Below are 9,577 nucleotides of genomic sequence, written 5' to 3' on the forward strand. Positions count from 1 at the left end.
ACTGGGATCGAGGAATAAGTGGTGGGGATCGTCGTAATCAGGGGGGATTCTCGATGGCGGAACTGAAGATCGCCGATCGCCTCAACTCCTAGAAGCCCACCCCAGCACTCATCTGAATCAACCAGGGGTGTCCCCACCAAAATAAAGCCACAAACGCGACGACGCCAACATAAGCGGGGCGAAGAAACTCGGATAATTTCAGTGTCTGTCTGCCATCTAAAATCGCCTGGAACGGCACGATCGAGGTTCTAGCCTTCACCTGTTCAAAATCAGTTCCATACCGCTGTGTGAGGCGGCGATCTCCATGCCAGACAGCAAATAAATGATGGAGCATCAACCCGATCGAAGTTACCAATGTAAAACTAGTCCCAATCCACAGCGTATGCGCGACACACCAAATTAATTGACCGATCATTTGCGGGTGTCGAGTAATCCGCATAATGCCTGTCTCATAGATACGGACTTGGGGTTTGAGCACAGCAGCAATTTCGAGCAGATTGAAAGTAGCTGGGTAGAGAAACAGAAAAGAAATAAAGGATAGTATCCACACTACTGGGGCAACCCACGGAGTCCCCTGCACCTGCCACAATTGCCACCCGTCATAGCGATGATTGAAAAAATAGATAATCAGAATCGTCGCAAAGGGAATACTCACCAATGCGAATAGGACTCGATATAACCGCGCGCCGATCTTGCTCTCTCCCCAAGGGCGCAAAGCAGCTAAACCACTATGTGCGATCGCAAAACCGAGTAATAAACCAATGATGATGCCGTGGCTAGTCAATGATGGAGACATTATGTAGGTACTAAGGATGAAACGATCTGCTACTTAGATGCAGCAAAAAAATGTAGTGACTAGTTAAATTAACGTACAGATTGGGGAATCCTAGATACGAAGGCAAATGTGTACCTGCGAGGATCGTGCCAAATCCTGACGACTTTCACCAGACTCCGAATCTGCAACTAATTTTTCTAAATCTATGCTAGAGCAAGCGGCTTCTGCCCTAAATCGTCAGGACTATCAGACCGCCGCGAAATTAATCGCTGCTCTAGTGGCGGAGCGACCAGACGATCCCCAAGTACAACTTTACGCCGCCCAATTGCAAGAAGCAACCAACAAACTCGATCGCGCCCTCGAAATATATCGGTTGCTGCTCCAACAGACTGTGAATCTAAAAATTACAACTGAGGCACGTCGCGGTATTGGGCGGATCGAGGAGCTTCAGGCACAAGATCGGGCGAGTGAGCTAGCTGTTGCTAGGAATGGAATAACCGACAACATCGAACCAGGTTTTTTGGTGCTCGAACCGATCTCGACCGCCCAGAAGCAATCGGTAGTCCAGAAATTTGCCGAAATTATGGCTCTCGATCCTTATAGTGCTAGACTTCAGCTCCCCAGTCGGGGTTGGCGACTGTATCGGCTCGGACAGATGGGAGAATTAGAATTCTATCGCGATCGATTACAACAAGCGCAGATTCCGTGTTTTTGTGTCTCGCAACATGATATTCAGCAGATGTATATTTTTCGAGTTAGTCATTTCCAGTCTTTTCACCCTCAACCAACGATCGTGTGTACGGACGATCGAGCCGAACTGCGGACATTCAATTTTAACTGGTCGGAAGTGACTCAGATCGTGACCGGAATACTACCGATCTTTGAAGAAGTTGTCGAAATAGATGCCCGTAATCGGACTTACCGCAAACCAAAAATTCTCGACTATGTTCAGATCTGCGATTTGCAATTACGCGATCGTCGCAGCATCTTCAGACTGTGTTCGCAGACTTATAATTTTTGCGAGTACAAGCAATCGATCGCCCAAAACCGTCATCAGCTCACTGACGATCTTAGCGATCGGTCATGGAATAGTCAATCCCTACCCTTGACTAGCCGTGACAACTGGAAAAATCTCCTCTCCCAAATTCACGAACAAATTCCGATTATCCCCACTCACAACAATTTTAAACCCTTTGCTGAGACTGCGATCGGCTACCCAGAGCTACTCCAGCACATCGATCCACACATTGAATTATTGCGTCGCGCTGATAGCCATTGGGATCGAGCTTTTCACCTCTACAGTACTTTAGCTATGTGTCGGGATGCTGGCGGAAATTCGATCGCGTAGCATGAGCTTTGCTCGTCGGCGTAGCCTACCGTAGGTAATCGAGTGAACCTATTTTGTTCCCTCTAATACTACTGTGCATTCATCAGCTATTTAAGTTGCTGCGGAGGTTGTTTACCCCACCCCAGCCCTCCCCTTATTAAGGGAAGGGAGTAAAGCCCCTCGGTAGGCGGTAGCCCTCATTAAAGGCGATTTCAAAGTAGAAGATCGCTAACAACCAGCTACTTGCTACCCTGCACTAAGTTTTCGCATCTGCACTAGGTTTTCGCTCTGATGCGGTAGCTTTAAATTCTTTGGGCTTTTCAACCTGACGCGCGAGATCTAAGAACCCTTTCATATTGGCACCAGGGCGGCGACGACCACTGTTAGAGGAGGGCTTAATCAGGTAATCGGTAGCAAAGTTGGTAATTGGCGGAGCCGCAGGTAAAGTTGGTGCTGGAGCTGGTACAACTTTGGCTGCTTCAGCTTTTTTAGCAGCTTTCTTATCGATTTTAGCCGCCTTCTGTTCGGCTTTAGTGGCTGTAGCTGGTGCTGTTATTGCTACTGGTGTCGGTGCTATCGTAACGGCAACTGGCGCGTTCGATGTAGTTACCACGGCTGGAGGTGCTAGAGTAGCGTCAGGTTTGGCTTGAGCTTTAGCTTCCGGCTTTGATGAAGCATCTTCATCTTCTAGTTGAAGATAGAAGCCATCATTTTTTTTGCCAAAAATCTTTTTAAGTACATTGTTAAACACAGTAAATTATCTCTTGGGTTACATAAATATAAATTATCAAATTTGACTGCTGACAAGTGCAAGATAAGAATACAAAGTTTAACAAATATTTACTAGAGATAGCACAGCGATTGTGTCTTGAAAAGGTGCTCCACTTGGGCAAAGCCCAATACCGCACTTTTCGCAAATCGCCGCTCATGATGCAAAGTCCGCCTTCTCTTCGAGACGCTTCGCGAACGCGGACTGAGATCTAAATGATGATAAAAACAATACTTTAACAAATCTCTATCTTTTAATTGGGGACACTTGAGAAACTGTCACGAACCGATCGATCGACTACCATCAGTTATTTTAAGATTGGCACTGATATTAATATTGGCCAAATAACTACAAATATGCAGGTACCTACAGATATTACTTTACTCAAAATTGATGGAGATCGCCGCCGCAATCCGATTCTGCTCGTACATGGGATTATGGATACCCGCCTGAAGATGCGACATATTTCTAAGTACCTACGCGATTTAGGTTGGGAAGTTTTTGATATCGATCTCGTCCCCAATAATGGCGATACCAGACTAGAGCTGCTGGCGCAACAGGTAGCAATTTTAGTCGATCGAATTGCACCTCACCAGCCGATCGATCTGCTAGGGTTTAGCATGGGAGGACTAGTTACTCGTTATTATCTCCAACGGTTGGGCGGGATCGATCGTGTCCAGAGATTCATCACTATTTCCACTCCTCACAATGGGACAATCGCCGCACACTTTTCAATGCGTCCTGCTTGTATCCAAATGCGTCCTCATAGTGATTTTATTAGAGATCTAAACAGTGATGTCGATCGCTTAAATCTTTTGAATTTTACTTCTTTATGGACACCATTCGACCTAATTATTTTACCACCGAGTAGTTCTCAGCTCGGCATTGGTGCAGAAATGCAGATCCCAGCACTTACCCATCCCCTAATGGTGTCAGATCGTCGCACTTTTAAGGCTATTTCTGATGCACTATCTCAACCTGTCAGATCGCCAACTTGACTAAATTCGCTAGCTCCAAAGATTGCTTCACTGTGAGTATAGTATTTGAACTCTAGTAAGTTAGCAAAAGGATCGGTCAAGAAAAAAGTTCGATGCTCAGTAATCGCACCAGAAAATCGATGCTTTGCCGACTGATAAAAGTTTAATTTTTGGGCTGTCGATCGATCGAGTAATGCTTGCCAATCAGCTAAAGTAGGAAATACAATCCCAAAATGGCGGGGATAAATCCCTGTCTGCGGCGGTAGTTTCTCAGTAACATGAGCGACTAATTGATGTCCATACAGATTCAAAATCATCGAATTAGCAGTCTGTCTGCCTACCGTACAGCCTAACCCATCCACATAAAACTTTTTGGTGTCAGGGATATTCTCGATCGGAAATGCTAAGTGAAATATAATTTTACTCATATATTTTAGCGGCGAATTTTACTTCTAAAATTACTTATAGCTTTTAATCTTCTTATTAGTTTCTCTCTGCAACTGAGCGGCAATTTTAAACATCTCAACTCCGTCATGCAGATAAGTTTCATCATAATTCATGATATAAAAATTTAATTCCTTAATTCCATCAGCTACTTGGTTAATAGTGTAATATAAGTTGGCGGCAATTTCTGCCATTAATGATGGATTAGACATCGAGTGAAAAGTCTTCTCAATTTTCTGGAGATGCTGCTGGCATTCAGTAACATACGCCTCAAATTTACCCATCAACTCATCGTCAAATGGATCGGCAGAAAGTTCGTGAATTTGTGTTTTTAGCGGCTTGATAATCCACCCAATCATCCGATTTATAGGCTGATAAACTTGGTTTAACCACAATATTAATTCTTCATCTAATTCCCGCCCGACAGTGGGAGGACGACGCGGGATGTAGGACGACGACTGTTGTTGGCGAGGAATTGCTACCGCTGGTTGCAGGAGGTAATCGTACTCTCTCCGCTTGAGATCGTCACCCAAAACTTCATAAGCAGCATTGAGTTTGATGATGAGATCGGCGTTAGCTTCGCCGCCATTGACATCAGGGTGAAATTGCTTCGCCAACCGCCGATAAGACTGTTTGATCTCGTCAGCGGTGGCTTTAGGTGCGATTTGGAGAACTTGGTAGTGCGTTTGGGACATCGATCGATTAGGCTTGAGTGATTAGGCTTAGGCTTGAGGTTTTAGGCTTTAGAGCGGGTACTACCCACCATTTAGATTTTAGAGATTTTCACAACTATATCGCAATCCTAAACGATCGGCTTCAACCTTAGATGGCAGGCATACTATCGCCAAAGGCGAGGCTACGCCAACGACTACGCAATTGCCTTTGGCAAGGCTACGCCAACAGTATGAATGAAGCACTGCCCCTACAGATCGATGTTATCCACAGAAACTCAAATAGGATCGCCATAGATAATTTACTCGATGAGTGTTATCCCGATCGCATAAAGCCCAAAGCCTCAAGCCTAAGCTTAAAGCCTAAACCCTAAACCCTAACGCCTAACGCCTAAAGTCTAACTCGGTTCTGGATCTTGAAATAGGGGAGTGCTGAGATAGCGTTCGCCGAAACTAGGCTGAATCATGACGATTAGTTTACCCTTATTTTCAGGGCGACGACCAACTTCGATCGCGGCAAATAGAGCTGCACCTGAAGAAATCCCCGAAAGTAACCCCTCTTCCCGTGCTAATTTGCGTCCATACTCGATCGATTGTTGGTCTGTGACGGCGATAACTTCATCAATCAGCTCGATCTTCAATACCTGAGGCACAAATCCCGCGCCAATCCCCTGAATTTTATGCGGTCCTGGTCTACCACCAGATAGGACTGGGCTATTAGTAGGTTCGACAGCGATAACTTTAAATGCTGGTTTGCGGGCTTTGATGACCTCCGCTATCCCCGTAATTGTACCGCCTGTGCCGACTCCAGCTACTAAAATATCCACACGACCATCTGTATCTGCCCAAATTTCTTCAGCGGTGGTATTGCGGTGAATTTGCGGATTAGCCGGATTGCGAAACTGCTGCAACATATAGGCATGAGGCGTTTTATCGACAATTTCTTGAGCGCGACGAATACAGCCGCTCATCCCTTCCACACCTGGAGTCAGTTCCAATTGGGCACCATAGGCTTTTAACAACGCCCGACGCTCGATGCTCATGGTTTCAGGCATGGCGATGATTAATTTATACCCTTTTGCCGCCGCTACCATCGCTAGGGCAATTCCCGTATTTCCTGATGTGGGTTCGACTAAAATTGTTTTACCAGGAGTAATCAAACCTTCCTTTTCGGCAGATTCGATCATATTTACCCCAATTCGATCTTTGACGGATGAAGCAGGATTCATCCCCTCTAATTTGACTACAATGTCTGCAACACAGCCTTCGGCTTGAGGGATGCGATTGAGTCTGACTAGGGGTGTGCGACCGACTAATTCTGTAATATCGTTGGCAATCTTCATAGGAGATGGTAAGAGAGATAGAGTAAAAGGTAGCGGAGAATTTGCATGGTTGCCGTTAGTTATGGTATTGCTGGGCAATATCTCCAGAAATGAACGCTAAATTATATTCTGTACATTTGTGATTCTATTTCTTGAGCAGTCGAGCTGTTATCCCGTCGTAGTTTACATTTTCCCGCTTTGACCAGTATACAAAATCGCCATCGGATCGGGATTTATCCTCTATTCCGTTGTTGATGCAAGCTGCCTTTACTGAAGGAAATGCTTTGTGACTATACGCTGAATTAATCCCAGATCGATCGATTGATAGATATAATGTAAAAAAGATAACCATTAACTTTGAGATATATCTGTCGATCGACGGACATAATGTCAAAAAGATAATCAGCAACTTTCAGATATTCTGAGCTTACATTGTCTGTAGCATCCTCATCCGATGCTAAATGGTCGATTACCAATTAGGGACAGGAAGGTAGCGCAACCACTAGCGATGAAAATTTTAGTTCTCATTTGGGAATTTCCACCTCGCCTTATCGGCGGAATTGCTCGTCACGGTGCGGAATTGTACCCAGAGCTTGTTAAATTAGGTCATGAGATTCACCTCATCACTGTTGAGTTCAGTCAAGCACCAGCTAAAGAAATCATCGAAGGCATCTATGTCCACCGCGTTCCTGTCGCTGGATTTAGCCAAGATATATTTAATTGGATCGACAATATGAATGACAGTATGAGCAGATATGGTGCGAAGTTAATCGGCCGAAATCCAGACTTCGACCTCATCCACGCTCATGACTGGATGGTAGCAGATACAGCAATTTTGTTGAAGGAAAAGTTTCAGATTCCGATCGTTGCGACTATCCATGCGACTGAATTTGGACGGCATAATGGCATCCATAATCCCAGTAGCGAACACGTCCATAGTCACGAAATCCGGCTAGTTGAAGCAGCCAAACAGACGATCGTGTGTAGTCAATACATGCGGCAAGAAGTAGGGCAAATCCTCCACTGTCCCTGGGAAAGAATTAGTATCATCTACAACGGGATTCGCCCTGAGAAAAAGCAACGCCCTAAAGATTTTGACTTCTGGGCTTTTCGCCGCAGATTTGCAGCCGATCGCGAACAAATCATTTATTATGTGGGACGGATGACCTATGAGAAAGGGATCTTTGTGCTGATTAATGCTGCGCCCAAAATATTGTGGGAACTAGGTGGCAATGCCAAGCTGATCTTTATCGGTGGTGGTAATACTGATGGGTTAAAACAACAGGCGTGGGACTTAGGGATTTGGGAGAAGTGCTTTTTTACAGGCTTTATGTCTGATGAAGACTTAGATAGATTTCAAACCGTAGCCGATTGTGCCGTGTTTCCGAGTTTGTACGAACCCTTCGGGATTGTCGCGTTAGAAAGTTTCGCGGCTAGGGTGCCAGTGGTAGTTTCTGATGCGGGAGGACTGGCGGAAGTTGTAAGGCATACCAAGACGGGGATAGTTACGTGGCGGTGGGATTGCAATTCTCTCGCTTGGGGGATTTTGGAAGTACTCAGAAATCCTGGCTATGCCAAGTGGTTGACGGATAATGCTTACGACGAACTGGGGAAACGTTTTAACTGGGCAAAGATTGCCGTTCAAACGGAAACTGTATATAACACTGCACTGATTAAAACAAAGCAGTCTATCTCACAATTGGGTATTAGGTGATGACATGTTTGAGCAAGTCAATCGTTGTTGACACTCCCCGCACTCAGTTCGGTTTCGCATTCGCTCACTCGAACTTAAAAGTACGGGGATTCTCAGTTCAATGACCCATCTTGCCATCACAGGTTTGCACCAGCAATAGTAGAGGACGGATCTCCCTGAGCGGTTCCAATATCTAGTATTGAGGTTCCCACATGCCCTGCGGTACCTATTGCTTTGGTCAATATATTGAGTGCGGCATTGTGGTCGCGTCCGAGTTCACAACCGCACTGACAAGAGTGAGTGCGGGTAGACAAAGATTTCTTTACAATTACGCCACAGCTAGAACATTCTTGACTCGTATAGGCGGGATTTACTGCAACAGTAACCCGACCAAAGATTCGCCCAAATATTTCTAGCCACACTCTAAATTGATACCATCCCGCATCAGAAATTGATTTGGCTAAACAATGGTTTTTAACCATGTTTCTCACTCTTAAATCTTCGTAGGCTACCAAGTCGTTAGACCGGATTACGTTTCGCGCCAATTTTACGGCGTGATCCTTCCGCTGCCTGCTTATTTTAAGGTGGATTCTACCAAGCCTAATTCGAGATTTGATGCGGTTTTTCGACCCTTTGACCTTGCGAGAAACTAAGCGTTGTGCCCGTTTCATTTTCACTTCACCAGCTCGGTAAAACTTAGGGTTTTCAACCTCTAAGCCGTTTGAATCGGTGTAGAAGCTAGCAATCCCTACATCCAATCCAATCGTGTTACCAGTAGCAGGTAAAACCTCCGTCCGGTCAACAGAAATGCAAAATTGCACAAAGTAACCATCTGCTCTCTTTACCAGCCTCACCCGTTTGATTTGGTCGGGCTGGTAAAAGTTTAGATCTCTGGTTCCTTTGAGCTTTAATTTCCCAATACCTTTCTTGTCAGTAAAGGTAATCGATTTACGGTCATCGCTTAATGCCCACCCCGACGTTTTGTATTCGACTGAACGGTTGTCTTTCTGGAATTGAGGAAAACCTTTCTTGCCAGCAATTTTACCTTTACAGTTATCGTAAAAACGTTGGATTGATGCCCAAGCACGTTCGGCCGCTGCTTGACGTGCCATAGAATTGAGTTGGTTGGCAAACGGAGACTCTTTAGCCAGCACAGCACAGTATTTATTGAGGTCGTAACAGGACTTTGCCCCACCATCCATCCAAAGCCGAATAGCCTTGTTCCGAATGAATTGGACTGTACGAATTGCCTCTTCAACTGCGTTGAACTGGTTAGATTTGCCGTAAGCTTTGTACTCAAATACGAGCATCAGGGATATTGGTGTAGCTATGCTTATGATAGACACAATATTATAAATCAAGGGATTGGGCAAGGTGATATCATTATTTAAAGGCGTTAGGCGTTCTGGTCGGGTCACCCGCCCAGTGATAAATCCGCACGAGTCGTCTTTCATCTGCGCTTATGTCGCTTACAACGTCTACAACGTTGTCCTGAAAAAGCTTTAACGTTGTAGAAGCTTTCCATATCGATAATTTCTCCCTTGATTACACACGCCGCTTTTTCCAATCACGAAAATATTCAATTGTCCACCCTCTGAC

Annotated in this window: 9 protein-coding genes; 3 read left to right on the forward strand and 6 right to left on the reverse strand. The window is 45.1% G+C overall.

Going from position 1 to position 9,577, the window contains the following annotated elements; all coding sequences use genetic code 11:
- Positions 1-88 precede the first annotated feature (88 nt).
- The gene (locus ACEW9J_RS20820) at positions 89-796 is read right to left on the reverse strand and encodes an NnrU family protein (RefSeq protein ID WP_373547006.1); all 708 of its coding nucleotides are present in this window, start codon (positions 794-796) and stop codon (positions 89-91) included.
- A gap of 184 nt (positions 797-980) precedes the next feature.
- On the opposite strand from ACEW9J_RS20820, the gene ACEW9J_RS20825 reads away from it, so the two are divergent.
- Complete coding sequence (locus tag ACEW9J_RS20825) at positions 981-2,123, forward strand: tol-pal system YbgF family protein (RefSeq protein WP_373547007.1); 1,143 nt, start codon at positions 981-983, stop codon at positions 2,121-2,123.
- 235 nt (positions 2,124-2,358) lie between these two features.
- Here ACEW9J_RS20825 and ACEW9J_RS20830 read toward each other — a convergent pair whose 3' ends face one another.
- The gene (locus ACEW9J_RS20830; RefSeq protein ID WP_373547008.1) at positions 2,359-2,853 is read right to left on the reverse strand and encodes a hypothetical protein; all 495 of its coding nucleotides are present in this window, start codon (positions 2,851-2,853) and stop codon (positions 2,359-2,361) included.
- 374 nt (positions 2,854-3,227) lie between these two features.
- Here ACEW9J_RS20830 and ACEW9J_RS20835 point away from each other — a divergent pair, with 374 nt between their 5' ends.
- On the forward strand, positions 3,228-3,869 hold the full coding sequence (locus ACEW9J_RS20835; protein WP_373547009.1) for an esterase/lipase family protein: 642 nt from the start codon (positions 3,228-3,230) through the stop codon (positions 3,867-3,869).
- Here ACEW9J_RS20835 and ACEW9J_RS20840 read toward each other — a convergent pair.
- The 3 genes from ACEW9J_RS20840 to cysK form a co-directional block, all read right to left on the reverse strand.
- Positions 3,845-4,276: a VOC family protein gene (locus tag ACEW9J_RS20840; protein ID WP_373547010.1), complete on the reverse strand. Its 432-nt coding sequence runs from the start codon at positions 4,274-4,276 to the stop codon at positions 3,845-3,847. The genes ACEW9J_RS20835 and ACEW9J_RS20840 overlap by 25 nt on opposite strands.
- 30 nt (positions 4,277-4,306) lie before the next feature.
- Positions 4,307-4,987, reverse strand: coding sequence for a J domain-containing protein (locus ACEW9J_RS20845; protein ID WP_373547011.1), 681 nt, complete (start codon positions 4,985-4,987; stop codon positions 4,307-4,309).
- Between the two features lie 374 nt (positions 4,988-5,361).
- Positions 5,362-6,306, reverse strand: a complete 945-nt coding sequence (gene cysK, locus ACEW9J_RS20850) for a cysteine synthase A (protein ID WP_373547012.1) — start codon at positions 6,304-6,306, stop codon at positions 5,362-5,364.
- A gap of 487 nt (positions 6,307-6,793) precedes the next feature.
- Between cysK and ACEW9J_RS20855 the strand changes: the two genes are divergently transcribed.
- Positions 6,794-7,999, forward strand: a complete 1,206-nt coding sequence (locus tag ACEW9J_RS20855) for a glycosyltransferase family 4 protein (protein WP_373547013.1) — start codon at positions 6,794-6,796, stop codon at positions 7,997-7,999.
- Between the two features lie 116 nt (positions 8,000-8,115).
- On the opposite strand, the gene ACEW9J_RS20860 is transcribed toward ACEW9J_RS20855, so the two are convergent.
- Complete coding sequence (locus tag ACEW9J_RS20860; RefSeq protein ID WP_373547014.1) at positions 8,116-9,288, reverse strand: RNA-guided endonuclease InsQ/TnpB family protein; 1,173 nt, start codon at positions 9,286-9,288, stop codon at positions 8,116-8,118.
- Positions 9,289-9,577: the final 289 nt, after the last annotated feature.

This window comes from Chamaesiphon sp., assembly GCF_041737865.1.
In the GTDB taxonomy this organism is placed as follows: Bacteria; Cyanobacteriota; Cyanobacteriia; order Cyanobacteriales; family Chamaesiphonaceae; genus Chamaesiphon.